Origin of the sequence: Anabaena azotica SJ-1, from assembly GCF_047275885.1 — a bacterium.
Taxonomy (GTDB): domain Bacteria; phylum Cyanobacteriota; class Cyanobacteriia; order Cyanobacteriales; family Nostocaceae; genus Trichormus_B; species Trichormus_B azotica_A.
This window is the reverse complement of sequence record NZ_CP178454.1, coordinates 236412-254542: the sequence shown is the minus strand read 5'-3', so window position 1 is coordinate 254542 and position 18131 is coordinate 236412. Positions and strand designations below refer to the sequence as shown.

Annotated in this window: 10 protein-coding genes; 3 read left to right on the top strand and 7 right to left on the bottom strand. The window is 36.9% G+C overall.

Features of this window, described 5'->3' with window-relative positions; all coding sequences use genetic code 11:
• Window positions 1–27 precede the first annotated feature (27 nt).
• Window positions 28–1635 (bottom strand): iron uptake porin, encoded by a 1608-nt coding sequence (locus tag ACLLO5_RS01060; RefSeq protein WP_413173649.1) that lies wholly within the window; start codon window positions 1633–1635, stop codon window positions 28–30.
• Window positions 1636–1664: 29 nt separating this feature from the next.
• Window positions 1665–2888, bottom strand: coding sequence for a hypothetical protein (locus tag ACLLO5_RS01055; RefSeq protein ID WP_413173648.1), 1224 nt, complete (start codon window positions 2886–2888; stop codon window positions 1665–1667).
• A gap of 653 nt (window positions 2889–3541) precedes the next feature.
• Here ACLLO5_RS01055 and ACLLO5_RS01050 point away from each other — a divergent pair.
• Window positions 3542–4501: a choice-of-anchor A family protein gene (locus tag ACLLO5_RS01050; protein ID WP_413173647.1), complete on the top strand. Its 960-nt coding sequence runs from the start codon at window positions 3542–3544 to the stop codon at window positions 4499–4501.
• 87 nt (window positions 4502–4588) lie between these two features.
• Here the strand turns inward: ACLLO5_RS01050 and dusB are convergent, their stop codons facing one another.
• The 3 genes from dusB to rppA all read right to left on the bottom strand — a co-directional run bounded on the left by dusB (window position 4589) and on the right by rppA (window position 11021).
• Window positions 4589–5647: a tRNA dihydrouridine synthase DusB gene (dusB, locus tag ACLLO5_RS01045; RefSeq protein ID WP_413173646.1), complete on the bottom strand. Its 1059-nt coding sequence runs from the start codon at window positions 5645–5647 to the stop codon at window positions 4589–4591.
• A 47-nt stretch (window positions 5648–5694) separates the two neighbouring features.
• Window positions 5695–9840 carry a response regulator gene (locus ACLLO5_RS01040; RefSeq protein ID WP_413173645.1) on the bottom strand — a complete coding sequence of 1382 codons (4146 nt, stop codon included), beginning with the start codon at window positions 9838–9840 and terminating at the stop codon, window positions 5695–5697.
• A 470-nt stretch (window positions 9841–10310) separates the two neighbouring features.
• On the bottom strand, window positions 10311–11021 hold the full coding sequence (rppA, locus tag ACLLO5_RS01035; RefSeq protein WP_413173644.1) for a two-component system response regulator RppA: 711 nt from the start codon (window positions 11019–11021) through the stop codon (window positions 10311–10313).
• Between the two features lie 151 nt (window positions 11022–11172).
• Between rppA and hisG the strand changes: the two genes are divergently transcribed.
• Window positions 11173–11820, top strand: a complete 648-nt coding sequence (hisG, locus tag ACLLO5_RS01030) for an ATP phosphoribosyltransferase (protein ID WP_413173643.1) — start codon at window positions 11173–11175, stop codon at window positions 11818–11820.
• 61 nt (window positions 11821–11881) lie between these two features.
• Here hisG and ACLLO5_RS01025 read toward each other — a convergent pair whose 3' ends face one another.
• Both ACLLO5_RS01025 and cax read right to left on the bottom strand, forming a co-directional pair.
• Window positions 11882–13600, bottom strand: a complete 1719-nt coding sequence (locus tag ACLLO5_RS01025; protein ID WP_413173642.1) for a cation:proton antiporter — start codon at window positions 13598–13600, stop codon at window positions 11882–11884.
• Window positions 13601–13799: 199 nt separating this feature from the next.
• On the bottom strand, window positions 13800–14894 hold the full coding sequence (gene cax, locus ACLLO5_RS01020; RefSeq protein ID WP_413173641.1) for a calcium/proton exchanger: 1095 nt from the start codon (window positions 14892–14894) through the stop codon (window positions 13800–13802).
• A 507-nt stretch (window positions 14895–15401) separates the two neighbouring features.
• On the opposite strand from cax, the gene ACLLO5_RS01015 reads away from it, so the two are divergent.
• Complete coding sequence (locus ACLLO5_RS01015) at window positions 15402–18110, top strand: DUF3536 domain-containing protein (RefSeq protein WP_413173640.1); 2709 nt, start codon at window positions 15402–15404, stop codon at window positions 18108–18110.
• Window positions 18111–18131: the final 21 nt, after the last annotated feature.

Genomic DNA, 18131 nt, shown 5'->3' with positions numbered 1-18131 from the left:
GCTTATTCCTCATATTTTTAGGCAAATCTAAAAATTAAATGTTGTTCTCAACACACCAACAAAAATATCATCATTGCTAGAAATATGTCCAGGGTCAGTAACAATAAAAAATCCAGGAGTAATTGCTATATTATCATTAACTAAATAACGATAAAAAACTTCATAATGTGTAGAGTTACCACTATCAGTATTAGCAATTAAATAACCATTATTCAACTTTAAAGGTTGACCAATTATCAACCCCAATAAATCACCTTTTCTGCCAAAAGGATCATATAAACCTACAGATGCTTGGTAGGTAGTGCTGAAAGCAGTTGCATCTGATTTCACAGAATCAGTAAATACTCCACCCCCCCACACACTAAAAACTAAACTATCACTTAATTGCCATTTCATACTTGCATTGAAAGCATGAATTTGAGCAGGTTCTTTTAATCCCCCAGAAGTATCTGCATTACCGCTACCTGTGCCAGTATCTAATTGACCATCACTAGCGTAAGCATTAATATAAGCTAAACCAGTAATTAAAGATGCGGTGGGTTTATATAAAAATTGCACTCCTAAAGCACTATGATCTGCACCAACTACACCTTGGTTATTATCGTTGCTATTTCTTGTCCCATAGGCAAATTGCAACCGCATTTGATCGGACATCAACCAATCAAAACCTACCCCAGCATCAAGACTACCAATTTTGAATAAAGAAGTTGAACCTGCAAATGAAGAAATAGCACCTTGATCTGCATTAGCATAAGGAGAGTTAACACTGAGAACACTACTTAAACTAAATCCTACAGGTTTAAAGGTAAATACCATTTTGTCGCCTAATCCGGCTATTCTATATTCTAAAGAATCTAATTTTACTTGATTATCATAATCTGCTTGCCAAGCTAACCTGGCCATATTTGTGTTAAAAGCTTGCGGATTCCCAAAGCTATCATCGGTACTATTTCCTGATGTTAAACCAATGCGAAAAACGTCTTTACCTGTAAAGGAAGAAACTAATTGTAATTGAGTTAATTGAGTAAATATTGTATTAGCTTCACCCTTGCCAGGAGGCTTACCACCTGCACCTGTGGCTATGCCAAATATAACTTGTCCGGCTAATTTAGTAGTGTTAGAAAACTGTTGTGCTTGAATTTCCGCAGTCCGGGCTTCTAAACTATCAATTCTGCTTCGTAAAACGGATAATTCAACTGCAAATTGTTCTGATAATTTGGCTACTTTTTCTAAATCTTCTCTTCTGACAACATTAGAGTATGCACCAACTAACAATTCATCAATTTTCTGCATTACCGCTTGTAAACCTGCGGCAAATTCATAGCGAGTGAGGGAACGATTACCTTGAAATGTACCATCAGGATAACCAGAAATTACACCGTAACGTTCAATTAAAGATTGTAATGCTGTAAATGACCAATCACTAGGTTGAACATCGGATAACTGGGAAACAGAGGTTAAGCGATCGCTACTCTCAGACGCTGCTGAATCTTGTGCTATATGATCGAATTTATGCGGTTCTTCTAGAAAAATTATTGGTGAATTATTAGGTTGTTCTCTAGCATCTGCAAACACTGAAAAATTCAAATAAATTAATAATGTTCCCGAAAAAAGCAATAGATTTTTAGCACCCATGATAACTCCTCACCCTTAATCAAAGAAAATTAGCGATCGCGTGCCACCCCAGTAGTCAAACTCCCACTATAAGGAATTCCATTTTCAGGTTCTTCCCCATTCACCCCAAAAACATCAATTTGAGTTATTTCTCCATTCGCATTAATCACAGAACCACTGGCATTGTTACCACTTAAACCTGCTTTATTACGTACTCCTGACTTGCCATCAATAGTAACAGTTCCTGTGTCAAAATCTAGATTCAGTCGTTGAACACTATTGGGATTATTTTCCGGTATAAAAATCGCCCTGTTCCCTTCTATCCGATAAAAAGTTCCTCTAGTTACCTGGGGATTACTAATCCTCACAGACCCTCGAAACCGAGGATTTAAATCACCTTCCGTTCCACCCAAAGCATCGCTTAAAAAAGTGCTAGTAAACCCCTGAATTCTTTTAGTCTGATTTCTCAAAGCCGCTAAAGTTTGAGTTCTCACAATCTTCAGAGTTTCTTGTACTTGAAGTGCTTCTTGAGCAACTAAATTTTCTTGATTTGGTGCTAAACCACTAGTCAAATTAGTTGATTTATAAAAGCCTTGTAAATCAAATTCTTGTACTTTTCCTACCACACCATTTTTAACCGCTACAGTTTGACCACCTTTAAGAGCCACAGTTTTTTTATCTTGTTGATCAGATATAGCAAATTCTCCATCAGTCAAAGCAAAAACTCTAGTTTTATTAGTTGTAGAATCATGAATAACCATAGCTGCACTAGCTTTACTTGCTGGTGAAAACAAAGATGTTAATTCCGGGCTGCTACTTTGAGAATTTAGAGGATTTGCAGCAAAAATACTAATTTTACTTTGGGGTGTTTCCACCTTTGTTCCCACACTTCCTGGAGGACTCAAAATCAAAGCCGTACCATTTTCCAACTTAAAAATCACCTCATTCATAGCAATACGATTTTTCAGTTCAAACCGACGCACACCAGGTTCAAATCTAAAAATACTGCTTTGATCTACTCGAATTAAAGATTTATCATTGAAAAACAATTCTGCTTGAGAACTAACCCCTGTTTTTACCGCATCACGAGGAACCATCACATCCTTCAATTCGGCTTTCCGTGGTTTTTTATTTTGCAGCCAAAGTTCAACAGTTTGAATCAGTTTATAAAGTTCCGCACGAGTCAGCGTCTCGTCTTTAGCAGCTAATACAGGAGTTATCCAGGATAGTGCCAATAAACTGCTAACAATTAGCTTGTGAGTTATTGATAACACCTTATCTCCCATTGATTCTGACCTATGATCACTACAATTCTAGAGTATTTCTAGATTCTTTTTGTTCCATATTGTAAGTATTTTTTGGGTTTACCCAACAAAATGCAATTTACGGAGTTTTCATGTATTTGAACTACAATTTTTATATCTAACCCTCAACCCCTTCTCTTGTAACGGGAGAAAATCAAAGCCTCCCTTCTACAAAGAAAGAGGTCAGCTTGTAGTCTATTTACCTAAAAATAGTTGTAACGATAACACTTGAGCAACATTACTGGAGGTAATTACTTAGGTACTGAAAAGCTCAGTTTCCTATAATAATTGTCAATTACTGTAAGATTGCGTAAAAGTAATTACTTAGAAATAATTTTCCAAATTACTACCTTATTTTTTGTATAAAAAAGAACAATATTTAAAGCATAAATATTGATAATTATTATTCAAGAAGCTTATTTGGCAAAGAATTAAGATAATCAAAATAAATTACTTTGAGTATCATGAAATACGCAATACTACCTGAATTTTCACTTTGTCATGACTAAAAAATACATAAATGCCGTAAATTATGAAGTGTGAATGAAAATAGTCGATTGATCAATACCTGACTCTAATTTCAACCTTAAAATGATGGAATAAATCCAGTAGATCTGACAAAAATGCCATCAAAAACCTATTTTAACTGGGGACGAATAGCAGTTCCTGTTTTTGCTACTTTGGCGTTGAGTTATTCAGCAAAAGCAAATGCTGCAACATTAGGCATAGCCTCCGAATATAACGTATTTGTTATAGGGAATATTTCTCAGCAATATACAGATATTGAAGGTAAACTTGCTGCCGGTGGTAACGTTAGCCTAATTGGTAGCAGTGTCGGGGATAAACTTCCTAACAATAGTGGCAATGTAGTGGTAGCTGGAAATAACTTGACGTTAAGTAATGGTCAAGTAAACCACGGTAATGCTGTCTATGGAGGAACTGCTAATGTCAGCAATAACGTGGGATTTCCTAACGGAACACTCAGCCAGGGTAATCCCATTGATTTCAATGCCGCAAAAGTAGAATTGCTATCACTATCACAGTATTTAGCCGGTTTAAATCCTACTGGTCAAACGACAGTGCAGTATGGCGGTATTAACCTTACTGGTAGTGGTACAGCTTTGAATGTTTTTAACCTTGCAGGATCATCTGTATCCAGTGCAAACTCTTTTGACATCAATGGAGACCAAAATTCAACCGTTGTTGTCAACATTAGTGGTACTAATGTGTCGCTACAAAACTTTGGCTTCAATATCCAAGGTACGAATAGACAAAAGATTATATACAATTTCTATGAAGCCACAAACCTAACTGCCAGTGGGATTGGCATAGAAGGTACTATTCTTGCACCTCTTGCTAATTTTAATTTTAATAATGGTCAAATCAATGGCAACGTGGTAGTATCTTCCCTCACAGGAAATGGAGAATCTCATAACTACTTGTTTAATGGCAATTTGCCAGATGTCCCCAAAACTCCCATTCCAGCATCTGTTCCTGAACCAGCAAATTTAGCAGGACTGGGATTAGTTGCTGCAATGTTTTGTTTATTTCAATGCAAATACAAAAAGACTATCCAAGGCTAATCAGGATATATTTTGATAATCCTGATTGATATAGCGACTATGATGTCATTTATTCAAGTGCATACCGCTATCAGCAAGCACTTTTTTTCAAACTAAGATAGGATTAGATTCCGCCTCTAATTCTACTAGTTCATAACCAGTTGCTAGTTTTTCAATCGCCCTATCAATTAAATCCAAACCTTGCTGCACGGTTTCTACTAAACTTAAATTTCCGCGCAATTCAGCCGCACCGACAAAACCTTTAGCATACCAAGTGAGATGTTTCCGCGCTTGACGTACACCCCGATCACCCTTATATTCCCATAAAGCATATAAATGTTCTCTAGCACATTCCATCCTTTGAATGGGGTTTGGTGCTGGTAATAACTCCCCAGTTTTTAAGAAGTGATCAACTTCACCAACTAAAAATGGATAACCCAAAGTCCCACGGGAACACATCACCCCGTCGGCACCAGTTTCTTCTAAACATTTTACGGCTGCTTCTACAGAAAAAATATCCCCATTACCAATGACAGGAATTGATAATATTTCCTTCACCCGTGCAATCCATTCCCATCGAGCATTACCATTGTAACCTTGGGCGCGGGTACGTCCATGTACTGTAATCATTTTCGCTCCTGCATCTTCCATTCTTTTGGCAAAATCAAGAATAGTAATTTCCTGATCATTCCAACCAATGCGAGTTTTAACTGTAACGGGAACATCAACAGCTTTTACCACTTCCCGCACAATAGCTTCTGCTATATCTGGTTGTCTTAATAAGGAAGAACCACCACCATTTTTAGTAATTTTATTGACTGGACATCCCATATTTATATCCACAGTATCTGCACCTTCTGCAACGGCTTTTACTGCTGCTTCTGCTAAAAAATCAGGACGACAATCAAATAACTGAATACTAATAGGGCGTTCATTGGGGTCTACCTCCATAATTTTCGGTAGCTGATTTACATAATGCAACCCCGTTGCATTTACCATTTCAGTATACATCATCGATTCTGGTGCATAGCGACGCACTAAGCGACGAAATACCATATCTGTCACCCCCGATAAAGGTGATTGCAAAACCCGGCTTTTAACTTCCAAAGAACCAATTTTTAAAGGTTGGGAAAGTCTAGCTTGGAGAGAGGGAGATAAAGAAAGCATAAATAATAACGCAGTTTTAGGAGTTCAGAAGTGGAGTCACGCGAAAATTACTTACATTCTAATTTTAATGCAGCATCTACTTGGTGATATTCTGTCATAGCTTGGGATAATAATAATGTTGCATCTCCTAAATTGGCATCACGTCCCAAATCTTCTAATTTTTTAAAAATTTGAGACAAATTTTTAGCACCAACAATAGCACTACTAGATTTAAGAGCATGAGCTTCTAATTGCAGAGTTTTTGCATCTCCTTGATTAATTGCTTGCTCAATGACTTGAAAACGCTGGGGTGTATCTTCCAAATAACATTCAATAATTTGAATAAATTCTTCTATATTATTACTGCAAATTATATCTCTGAGTTCTTCCAAAGCAGCAGCTTCTAGTATACTTTTATCCATATCTTTTTCATTTTTATTCATGGTAACGCTGTGTTTTTGACAATTGCTTAAAGCCTTGGTTAACTCCTCTATCCGAATAGGCTTTGTAGTATAATCATTCATCCCTGCTTCCAGACATTTTTCTCGATCTCCTTGCATGGCATTTGCAGTCATGGCAATAATCCAAGGACGAGAAGATAAAGGCCATTCTTGGCAAATTTGACGAGTTGCTGTCAAACCATCCATTTCTGGCATTTGCAAATCCATTAATATAACATCATAAGCTTGCCTACGCAAAGCTGCTAAAACTTCCAAACCATTTGCTGCTACATCAGCACGATAACCCAGACGTTGCAAAATATTAATCGCAACTTTCTGATTTACCACATTATCTTCAGCTACTATAATTTTTAAGGGTAGCTTATCTGCCATTAGGTGATCGAATTTAGATTGTGTGCTGGCAGAAATATTATCTTTATTCATGATAACATCATTACTAAAGATATTAATTAATATCTTCAAAAGTTGAGACTTCTTAATAGGCTTGTTCAGATACGCTGCAAACTCTAAATTTACTTGCTGAGAATTTTCATAATTCTGCACATTACCAATAGAACTCAGCATGATTAATGGTAATCTTTTATAGTTAGGTAAATTGCGAATTTTCTCAGCTAGAGTTAATCCATCCATTTCTGGCATCTGCATATCTAAAATAGCAATATCAACTTGTCGTTGCTCAAGATATCTGAGTGCTTCTTTTCCAGATTCTACTGCTATAGGAAGCATACCAAAGGACTGACATTGTAGCATTAGTGCTTGGCGATTTGTGATATTATCATCAACTATTAACAACCGTTTATTATTAATCAACTTATCATTATCATGGTCATTATCATTAATATTTTTAATATCGGATTTTTCAATAAATGAAGTAGTAATAGTAAATATAAAACTTGAGCCTTGACCAACTTGACTTTCAACCCACATTTTACCTCCCATGAGTTCAGTTAGTCGCTGGCTAATCACTAATCCTAAACCTGTACCACCATAATGACGAGTTGTAGAAGCATCGACTTGACTAAATGGCTGGAAAAGCCTGTACATTTTGTCTTCAGGAATGCCTATTCCTGTATCTTTAACAGTAAATCTAATTTCATATAACTGGTGACTTTCTTGAGTAATTAATGAATTGTCTAACTGATTTGTGACTTTACTAGTGACAGAGACAACAACTTCACCATAATTAGTAAATTTAATTCCATTACTGAGTAAATTAACTAATATTTGCCTTAAACGGGTAACATCTCCCTTAATAAATTCAGGTGTTTTGGTATCCATTAAATAAGCAATTTCTAATCTTTTTTCACTAGCTTTGGGGGCAACTAAATCTAAAGATTCTTCAATACAATTTCTCAAATTAAAAATTTGTTTTTCTATTTCCAATTTGCCAGATTCAATTTTAGAGAAGTCAAGGATATCATTAATTAGAGTTAACATAGAATCTCCGCTATTGCGGATGATTTCTGCAAATTCTTGTTGCTGTGGAGTCAGTTGTGTATCTAATAATAAGCCAGTCATACCGATGACTGCATTCATAGGTGTGCGAATTTCATGGCTCATAGTTGCTAAAAATTCGCTCTTGATCTGGTTGGCAATTTCGGCCTCTTCTTTAGCAAATTTTAGTTGTTCTTCAGCTAGTTTCTTCTCAGTAATATCTGTAATTGTTCCTACCAATCTATAAGGATTACCCTGTTCATCACGAATACATTTTCCTTTGGTAGCTATCCAAATATAATTGCCATTTCTATGTTTAATTCGATGGGTACTTTGATAAACATCTGTTTTTCCTTCTAGATGCTCTTTAAGTTCAGAGATTACTTGCTGAAGTTCATCTGGATGCACATTATCTGACCATGTAGAATAAATCTGAGGTAATGGTTTATTCTCATATCCTAAAATTCTCATCCAAGCCGGTGAAAAATAAACTTCCTGGGTAATTAAGTTCCAGTCCCAAATACCATCATTTGTCCCAGAAATTGCTAATTCATAACGTTCTTCGCGTTCACGTAATAGTTGTTCAACTTTTTGCCGTTGCACTACTTCAGATGCTAATTCTTCATTAATTATTGATAATTCTTGAGTGCGTATCTCCACTCTTGCTTCAAGTTTTTCATTTGTATTTTTGATTTCTTGGAACATTTGATGCAATGCTACTACCATAGACTTAAAGTTACGAGTTAGTGAGTCTAGTTCAGCAATATTACTATTATTAATAAGAATATCTTCTTGTGCTATTATTTTTCTTGGTAAATCCGTGGTAACTTGAGTCAACTTCAACAGAGGTTGGACTAATTTATTGCTCAGGATAACGGCAGCTAACAAAGCCATCAAAGCCGTGACTAGCATGATCGATAAATTTTTTATATAAATACTACGAATATAATCTATTTTTGGTTTAGTTGGTATTTCGACTACTAACTTCAGGGGAAAACTATCATCTAAATTACTGATTTGTGAATAAAAAGATTTTTCCCATTTCCAGATAGCTGCCATATTAGGAGTGTTTGATAGCAAATGCACAACATTGTTATTTAGTTTGCGGCTGTTTTTATGTTCGTGTTTTTTGAATTTCTCAAGGATTTTAATAGTATTTACATTAGTAGCAATAACTCTATAATTATCATCCAAAATAATGATTTCTAAATCAGGATTGGGATTATTTTTTTTAATTATTTGATTTAATTTTTCTAAATTAATTTCTCCAAAAACAGCACCTAAAAATTGCTGATCTTTAATTAGTGGTACGCCTAATATCAAGGTTTCATTTTGTCCATTTGCATTTGAATTAATTATGATATCAGTGGTGACTATCAATTTATGTGTTTTTAGTTCTTGAAAGTAGTGGCTTTTATTTAGTTCTATATATCTTTGTGGTTTTTGTGGATATGAAGCAATAGCTTCACCCTGGGAATTAACTGTGTAAATATAATCAAATTGAGGAAAAATTTTTTGGGTATTTTCTAAGATATTTTCCAGATTTTGAATATTATTAGAATCTAATTGTACTAATGATGAATTGGCAATATTTTTTAAGATTGTCACATGAGTTTCTTGCCATATCTTAATGTTGCTTTTTAAGGAATATGATAAGGAATTTAATGTTTGAACTATTTCAGTTTCAATATTATTGGTAGAAAGAATAGCATTATTTATATTAATAGCCATGACTGGAAAAAATACAAAAGCTATTAATAAAACAAATAAGGATTGCTGCCAAGAAATTGTATGTTTACTTTTAGAATTTTTTAACCACTTATTGAGAGGCAAGTAATTAATAATTAAGCTGCAAACTAGGGCATTAAAAAAACCATTAACTGCTTGTTTTAATAAAATTAGCAATGTACCTATGAGGCTAACTTTTAATATGCCACCATACAAGAGAGCGACCAGTGGCATCCCTAATATAACCCAGTAAATGCCGTCTAATAAAAGTAGATTCTGGCTTTTTTTTCGTAATAATAATCCTATAAATAGTGCCTCACAAGTAAAAATTATCATTGCATAAGGATGCCCCCATAATAAATAGGTATAACTGCTGCTAATGATGGCAGCAAGAGTCCCCCATACATATCCATAAATAGCTACCACTATCAAAACTGCTATGCTACCAAATAGAAAGTCAACTCCAAAAAAAAGTGTGATTTTAAAATAGTTTCCGATAAAACCAGCAATTATTAATAATATAAGCAGTAAACTTTGTTTCTGCTTTACAGCTACGCTAGGTAATTTTAATAAGTTAGTGATTAACTGCATATTGCTTTAGGGTTTTCAAAAAATTGGTTTTTATAATTTTTAAACTAAAGTTTGGATATCTAATATTAGTATTTATGTAAGCATATAGACTAAATAGAGGGATTCTATTAAATTTTTGTTTTGTGAAATTGTCCTGTGCTGCAAAAAAATCAGTACACATTTTAGTGCCTTGTTTCGCCTCTTTCCTATTCCTTATTTAGAGCTTACGCAAATCAATATGGCTGATGCTTCCGGCACCCTACCGCGAATGCTAGGTAAGTTATCATAAATCAATCGGATTCCTTTATACCTGCCTGGTTTGGAAAACCTTTGTGCCTCTTGCCCCCTGTGGAGAGCTTACTTAATAGGAAAACACCGTCTACTGTTGGGATTCCAGCAGATAACTGAAAGTTGACCTAGAGATTTATTTATATATTGAAAATATATCAAATTAGTAATTTTTAAATTCAAAATCGTAGTTAAGATTTGTATTATTCTATAACCGTACAACCAAAACGATAACCTTTCCCATAAACTGTGTGAATCAGGGCGGATTCATTACCTGCTTCTATCTTTCGACGCAGTAGGCGAATTAGAGCAGCAATTACATTACTCCCAGGTTGTTCGTCATCTGTCCACAAATGTTGCATTATTTGGCTGTGAGTAAGTAATTGTCCGGCATATTCCATAAAATATTGTAGTAGCTGACTTTCTTTTTGTGATAGTTCAATAATTCTCCCTTGACGATAAGCAATCTGATTTTCCATATCCAGTTCTAAATCTGCTACTACTAAGCGTCCTGTTGTAGTGCTGTGGGATTCAATACTAGAACGACGCAATAAAGCCCGGACTCTTGCCAGCAATTCACGCAGTTCAAAGGGTTTGATTAAATAATCATCTGCACCTGCATCTAAACCTTGTACACGGTCATCTAGAGTATCTTTGGCCGTGAGAAATAGAACGGGGGTAGTTTTAGCTTGATGACGTAATTCTTGGCAAATTTCTAATCCTGTTTTTCCTGGCAACATCCAATCTAATATCAGTAGGTCATAAGTACCTGTTTGTGCTAGTTGGCTGCCTTTAATTCCATTATAAGCGGCATCTACAATATAACCCTCACGAGTCAATACGCGACTCAAGGGATCTGTTAATTCAGCTTCATCATCAACCAATAAAATTCTCATGCTGCTTGTACTAAGCATTGGCAACTCTCAGGCCTAAAGATGTTGAGATTCTGTGGACAAAATTAGCTTAATCTAATTCTCGCTGCGATCGCTAAAGATCGTCTACTGAGTTTTACTCTTACCGGGATACCATATAATTAACCGCAAAGACAAAGATACTAAAAAAAGAATGCTGACTGTTGCACTACCAAAAGGGGAATTACTTAAAAATAGCATCCGCTTGCTGCAATCTGTGGGATTAGACTTTAGTGGTTTTTTAGATTCTGGAAACCGCCAACTGCAAATTCCTGATGCTAGTGGACAAGCGAAGGCTCTTTTAGTACGGGCGCAAGATGTACCTGTTTATGTAGAATATGGTCAGGCACAACTGGGTATTGTTGGTTATGATGTGCTGCAAGAAAAAAAGCCACAGGTTGCACAATTAGTAGATTTGCAATTTGGTTATTGCCGTATGTCGGTAGCGGTAAAAGCTTCTAGTTCCTATAAAACGCCTTTAGATTTACCTGCTCATGGTCGAGTTGCTTCTAAGTATGTAAATTGTGCGCGGGATTATTTCCAAGGTTTAGATTTACCTGTGGAAATAGTTCCTTTGTATGGTTCAGTGGAATTAGGTCCAATTACAGGGATGTCTGAGGCGATTGTTGATATCGTTTCTACTGGTAAGACTTTGCGTGAAAATGGTTTAGTTGAGATTGCTACTTTGTATGAAAGTACGGCGAGGTTGATTGTCCACCCTTTGAGCTATCGTCTCAATATGGGTAATATAAATCAATTGGTGGAACAATTAAGAGTTGAACAGTTAACTGTTAACAGGTGACAGGTGACAGGTGACAGGTGACAGATGACAGAATATTATTCGTCCTTTGCTTTCCTGCTGCCTATACTGATCTAACAGTTAGATATTGACCTTTACGAATCTGATTGATGACTGTTTGAATATAACTATCTTCTGCACCCAAGGTTTTTAGCAAATGGCTTCCTAACTCTAGTGCTGCTTCAAATTCAGGTTGTACTACTTCCTTTGCTCCCATTTGAGTTAACAGGTCAATTTCCTTATCGGTGTGCGATCGCACAATTATATCTAATTTTGGGGCGATCGCTAGAGCATATTTTAAAAGTAACCTGGTACTTGCTGGATCAGGAAGAGCAATTGCTAAAGCTTTAGCCGTTTCTATATGTGCTTTTTCCAAGACTAATTGAGAATCCGCATCACCAAAAATGTAAGGAATTTTGTGCATTCTCAACCTTTGTACAGAGGCTTCACTATTTTCAATTACTAAAACCGCATATTTTTGACTTTGTAAAATCTTGACAATTACTTGCCCAACTCTACCGTAACCGGCTACAACTACATGACCACTCATTTTTTCAGGTAAAGATATTGTTTGTGATGTAGAAAAGCCTTGCATAAGCTTTACTAGCCAAGGTATTTGATTCAAATAATTTGCTGTTTGTGGTGCAGCATTGAGCCATAAAGGTGTAAGGATTAATGTAATAGCAGTTGTTCCTAATAATAAGTAATAAATTTGTTGTGATATTAGTCCAGATTTTAAACCTACTAATGCTAAAACAAAGGAAAATTCTCCAATTTGATTAATACCAAAACTGACTAACACCGCCGTTTTTAGCGAGTAACCAAATCCAATTACAATTAGAAAAACTATTGCTGCTTTACCCAGCATAACTAGAGTTACTAATCCGAGAATTATTCCCAAATTATTAATCAGAATTGCCGGATCAATTAGCATTCCAATTGAAGCAAAAAATAAACTAGCAAAAGTATCTCTCAAAGGTAAAATTTTTGCTAAAGTTTGATCTGCATAATCAACCTCAGAAATCATTAAACCTGATACAAATGCTCCCATTGCTATGGAAAGGCCTAAAGCAACTGTGGTTAAAGATAGTCCTAAACACAGAGCAATTACTCCTAATAGAAATAATTCATTACTTTCTGTGGCAGCAAGCATACTCAGAATACGGGGAACTATCCACCGACTTAAAATAATCGCCACTCCTGTAAATAATAAAATTTTCAATACAGCAAGACTTATTGCCACAAAGATATTTTCTGGTTGATTTAGCGCCGGCAATATGGCTAACATCACACCCAACGCCAAATCTTGAGCAATTAAAATTGCTAACATGATTTGACCGTGCATTGTATTAGTTTCACCTCTCTCCGTGAGAGTTTTTAATACTACTGCTGTGGAAGAAAGAGAGAGAACTGCACCCAGAAAAATTCCTTGAGTAATACTAGTAGCCCAGCCTGTAATAACCGTCACTAATGCAACCAATAAAATTGTTAAGCCAATTTGCCAAAAACTTCCTTGTAAGGCAATTTTTTTAACTCTTTTTAATTCTGCTAAAGAGAATTCAACTCCCAAAGCAAACAGCAAGAAAGCGACACCAATTTCTGCTAAAGATTTAATGTCTGAAGCATGACTTAATAACTTGAAACCAAAAGGACCAACAACAAATCCACTCACTAAATAACCCAGAATTACAGGTTGCCGCAAACGATTTGCTAGAAATCCTCCCAATGCTGTAGCCACCAAAACAATGGTAAGATCCAGAATCAAACTATACTCATGTGCCATGTCACTTTTTCTTGAAAGAATTTTGGCACTTTCACAATAACTTGATATTAGGTCTGTAAACATCCACCATCAGTAAATAACTGACAATAGGGTGTGGGTGAAAAAGTATTGGTTAATTATTCAAGAGTTGGTGAGAGTAAAAATAGTGAATATTTGATCACAAAACACCACACCCCATACCCCACACCCTACCCCCTGTCTATACGGGATGGAAATAGAAAGCGAAGCCCAAAACTGTATAGGCTGCTAAGAGTAAAGTTCCTTCCAACCAATTGGATTTACCATCAGAACTAATGCTATTAGCAATTAACACTGCTACTGCTACTGCTACTAATTCAAAGGGATTGAAATCTAAATCCATTGGCTGATTCATGAACCGTCCAGCAATAACTAAAACGGGGGCGACAAATAGGGCTATTTGCATACTTGAACCCACAGCCACAGATAAAGAAAGATCCATTTTATCTTTCATGGCTACAGTAACTGCTGTGGCGTGTTCTGCGGCGTTACCAACTATGGGCAACAAAATTACCCCTGTAAATAGTGCTGTCAAACCTAACTTGGATGTGGCTACTTCTAATGTATCAACCAGTAATTCTGATTCTAAGGCTACAAAAAGGGTGCAGACTAGTAATACACTAGTCCAAAGCCAAAGATTTGGTTTTTCTTCGCTGATTTCTTCGTGTTTTTCTTCTGCTTCTATTTCTATCTCTGCTACACCTACGTCATATAAATAGGCATGAGTTTTCATAGAAAATAGCAGTGTTAGTCCATAAACCAAAATTAAAACTACAGCAACTGCCAGGGAAAGATTCTGCACTGTTCTTTCACTGATACCAATAGATGTGTAGTTCATTGCTGTTGGCAACAAAATCGCAATCACTGCCAAGTTCATTGATGAAGCATTTACCCGTGCTACAACTGATTGAAACGTCTGTTCTTTGTAGCGCAGTCCGCCCAATAGCATGGATAGTCCCATTACTAATAGTAAGTTGCCAATAATTGACCCGGTAATACTGGCTTTAACAACATCTATCAACCCCGCATTGAGGGCGACTAAAGCAATAATCAATTCTGTAGCATTACCAAAAGTGGCATTTAACAACCCTCCTAATGAGGGTCCGACAACAACGGCAATTTCTTCTGTGGCCTCACCCATCCAAGCGGCTAGGGGCAGAATAGCTAATCCAGCGGTGATGAAAACTATCAATTCTCCCCACTCTAGAAAATGAGCCGCCAGGGAAATGGGTATAAAAACTAACAAAACCAGAAAGATGATGTTTTTAGTTGACATTTGTGATCTCGAATTTTGGATATCAGTTACAGATGCTTGTGCAAAATTGAAACATGAGACTTTAACCAAGATATACGATACTGTAAAGCTTTCAGAAATTTTGCTGTTTCCAGCATGGGAGCAGATGATATATAAAATAAGATTAAGATTTCATTTGTTATTGCAATCTTTTGTTGCAAAAATATGAGTTAAATTCAGGGTTTTATCTAGAGAATAGGTTTTAATAGGTTAAAATACCATTAAGTTTCTTGGCTTATTAGCTTTGCTGGTGATACGATTATCATTAATGAGGTTTGATTGCAATATTTAATAATTTCTTGCTTGACGAGAAATATGTGCGCGATAATGCAGATTTCTTGCTGGATCAAGAAATTTTTTGCCAAATTCGTTATTTAGCTTTATTCACCAGATGTTGTTTATACCGGATTGTCTGCACAAACAACTGTAAAAATGTACCTATAACAATACTTTCTCCACAACCAAAATTTTACCTTGGATATAAATATTATGACTTCTGCTGCTGAATTACCAGTTAGCTCTGGCTCAACATTTGATTTAAATCAAGATTCCCAAGCAATGCCACATCATGATCCCCATGATCCCCTGAAAAAATCTCAGGGTGTATATGTGACTGTGCATGGTCATTTTTACCAACCACCTAGAGAAAATCCTTATTTGGATGCGATTGAACGTCAACCAAGTGCAACACCTTTCCATGATTGGAATGAACGCATTCATTGGGAATGCTATCGCCCCAACGCCTTTGCTAGAGTGCTAAATGACCGGGGTGAGTTGTTGGGGATCGTTAATAATTATGAGTACATGAGTTTTAATATCGGCCCAACGCTGATGTCGTGGTTAGAACGCTATGATGTGGAGGTTTATCAGCGGATTTTGGAGGCTGATGCTAAGAGTAGTCAAAGGTTGCATGGTCACGGGAATGCGATCGCGCAAGTATACAATCACATCATCATGCCTTTGGCTAATGAACGAGATAAATATACCCAAATTCGTTGGGGTAAAGCAGACTTCAAATCTCGATTTGGTCGTGATCCCGAAGGTATCTGGCTGGCCGAAACTGCTGTAGATTACGCAACTTTAGCAGCTTTGGTGGCTGAAGATATCCGCTTTATTGTCCTGGCACCATCCCAGGCACAGCGTTGTCGTCCTTTCCCTTCTGAAAATGATCCCCAACCAGAATGGCATGAAGTTGGTGGTAGTCAAATTGATCCCACTCGTCCCTATCGTTGTTATTTAAAGCCTAGTCTTAGTGTTGCATCTTCTCCTCTGAGTGCTAATCAGGCAAATAGGTCAGAAAGCACGGAAGGCTTACCTTATATTGACATTTTCTTCTATGATGGACCTATTTCACGGGACATGGGTTTTAGTGATGTGGTGTATAGTTCCACTCATTTTGCCGGACGGGTCGGTGCAGCAGTGCGCGGGGATCATCGTCCAGCACAGTTAATTTCTGTCGCTACTGATGGGGAAACCTTTGGACATCACAAGAAGGGTACGGAGAAAACTTTAGCTTATGCTTTTATTGGTGAGTTTCCTCGTCATGGTTGGACGGTAACAAATTTTGCTCATTACCTGAGTTTAAATCCTCCCAGTTGGGAAGTGGAGTTAAAGTCTATTACAGCCTGGAGTTGCGCTCATGGTGTGGATAGATGGCAAGATGATTGTGGTTGTGGTGGAGAAGGTGGTGTATGGCATCAAAGATGGCGGCGACCTTTGCGAAATGCTTTGAATTGGTTGCGAGATCAATTGATTGAGGTGTATGAGGAATATGGAAGCAAGTTATTTCGTGATCCCTGGTTAGCAAGGGATGAATATATTCAAGTTTTGCGCGATCGCTCTCCTGCTAGTGTCAGTAGTTTTCTCTCCCGTCATCAAACTCGCAAGCTACAAGCCGCAGAACAAATAGATGCTTTGCGTTTGTTGGAAATGCAGCGTCACGCTTTGTTTATGTTTACCAGTTGCGGTTGGTTTTTTGAAGAAATTTCCCGCCCCGAAGGTACACAAATTCTTCGTTATGCCGCCCGCGCTTTAGAATTAGCTGGAGATGTGGCTGGTGTGCAGTTGGAAAAAGGCTTTCTGAAACGGTTGGGTTTAGCCCCCAGTAATGTGGAACACTTTAAGCATGGTGCTGAAATTTATCGTCGATTGGTATTAACTGCCCAAATTGGGTTTAAACAAGTTGCTGCCCATTACGCCATTACTTCTCTGTTTAATCATCACAACAGTGCGCCATCTACACAAGATACTTCTGCAAATTTCCATAGTTATCAAAAAGCAGTTTATTGTTACACTGCCAATGAGTTAGATTACCAGATGCAACGCATGGGCGCGTTGAGTATGGCGGTAGGACATTTGAAGCTTGTGTCAGATATTACTTGGGAAAGTGAAAATTTGGTGTTTGCGGTTCTGCATTTAGGAGGCTGGGATTTCCATTGCTGTATTCAACCATTTACGGGTAGACGTGATTACGGCAACTTGAAAGAAAAGCTATTTGCATCGCTGCAACAAGCCAGCGCAGCGCAAGTTATCTTGGTAATGACGCAAATTTTTGGCGGTGAAGCCTTTAGTTTACAGAATTTATTTGCAGAAGAACGCCATCGAATTATGCGGCTGTTAAGTCAGGAAACACTGACAAGATTAGACCAGCTATATACCCAAACATACCGGGAAAATTACGGTGTGATTATGGCGTTTCATCGGGATGAGTTAACTGTTCCCCAAGAATTGCAGGTAGCAGCGGAGATTGCTTTGGGTTATCGCTGTATGATGAGTTTGCGATCGCTAGAGCAAGATATTACCGAACCCCAATTAAGTTGGAATCATATCGCAGAATTAGAAGCGATCGCCACTGAAGCTAAACATCTGCGTTGTCGTCTCAATATACCTGAAGGTAAGCAAATATTAGAACAGCTAATAGTGCGATTACTTTGGCAACTGTTACACGATGTTAATGGTGCTTTTGCCACAGATATCCAACGGTTAGAAAAGTTGATTGATGTAGGATATCAACTAAATTTAGGCATTTGTTTAGAAAAATCCCAGGAACTTTACTTTAGTTGTTTACATAGTCAAATAGTTCCTCTATGTCTGACTAACCTGGATAACCAAGCAGATACTTCTCAGTGTCGTCAGTTGCTCAAATTAGGACAAAAATTAGCCGTTGATGTCAGCATGATTTTGAAAAAATTGGCTTAAAACTCAAATATTTGGTAATGG

What these genes read in the sequence shown, in the direction of transcription:
- hisG (WP_413173643.1), top strand. Translation starts at nt 11,173, where the DNA reads ATGCTGACTGTTGCACTACCAAAAGGGGAATTACTTAAAAATAGCATC.
- ACLLO5_RS01050 (WP_413173647.1), top strand. Translation starts at nt 3,542, where the DNA reads ATGCCATCAAAAACCTATTTTAACTGGGGACGAATAGCAGTTCCTGTT.
- cax (WP_413173641.1), bottom strand. Translation starts at nt 14,894, where the DNA reads ATGTCAACTAAAAACATCATCTTTCTGGTTTTGTTAGTTTTTATACCC.
- rppA (WP_413173644.1), bottom strand. Translation starts at nt 11,021, where the DNA reads ATGCTTAGTACAAGCAGCATGAGAATTTTATTGGTTGATGATGAAGCT.
- dusB (WP_413173646.1), bottom strand. Translation starts at nt 5,647, where the DNA reads ATGCTTTCTTTATCTCCCTCTCTCCAAGCTAGACTTTCCCAACCTTTA.
- ACLLO5_RS01040 (WP_413173645.1), bottom strand. Translation starts at nt 9,840, where the DNA reads ATGCAGTTAATCACTAACTTATTAAAATTACCTAGCGTAGCTGTAAAG.
- ACLLO5_RS01025 (WP_413173642.1), bottom strand. Translation starts at nt 13,600, where the DNA reads ATGGCACATGAGTATAGTTTGATTCTGGATCTTACCATTGTTTTGGTG.
- ACLLO5_RS01060 (WP_413173649.1), bottom strand. Translation starts at nt 1,635, where the DNA reads ATGGGTGCTAAAAATCTATTGCTTTTTTCGGGAACATTATTAATTTAT.
- ACLLO5_RS01015 (WP_413173640.1), top strand. Translation starts at nt 15,402, where the DNA reads ATGACTTCTGCTGCTGAATTACCAGTTAGCTCTGGCTCAACATTTGAT.